The organism is Sulfitobacter sp. HI0027 (genome assembly GCF_001634775.1).
Classification (GTDB): Bacteria; Pseudomonadota; Alphaproteobacteria; order Rhodobacterales; family Rhodobacteraceae; genus Sulfitobacter.
The window spans coordinates 1-402 of the sequence record NZ_LWER01000250.1 but is presented as its reverse complement, the minus strand read 5'-3'; the positions used below and the strand labels follow the sequence as shown (position 1 = coordinate 402).

Sequence of the window (402 nt, the reverse complement as noted above, 5' to 3'; positions counted from 1 at the left end):
ATGCTCGAGAACCATGCACAAGCGGTAGCCGAGAGCATGGCCTATACTTTATTCCGCACCGCCCATTCCACCTTTGTTAAGGAAACCGAGGATTTTACCACCGGCCTTGTCTCACCCGCTGGGATGACCTTTGCCAGCCCGCGCGATCTGGGCGCGACATGGTTCATTGGTCTTGATTACAAGGGGGCGCTGGAAGCCATTGATGGCTACGAGGAAGGTGATATCTGCATCACAAACGACCCGTATTCCGGGTTTGTCTGCACTCATACCCCCGATCTGCACATCTGGAAGCCGATCTTTTGGGAGGGTGAGATTGTCGCCTTTGCCGTGGGGCATATCCACAACACCGATATGGGTGGCGCAGTACCTGCGTCGCTGTCGCGGGCCAATACCGAAGTACAC

The 402-nt window shown here is 55.7% G+C and carries 1 protein-coding gene; it reads left to right on the top strand.

What is annotated here, in order from left to right; translation table 11 throughout:
* A partial coding sequence (locus A3722_RS15055; protein ID WP_150120506.1) for a hydantoinase B/oxoprolinase family protein occupies window positions 1–402 on the top strand: 402 nt, incomplete at both ends.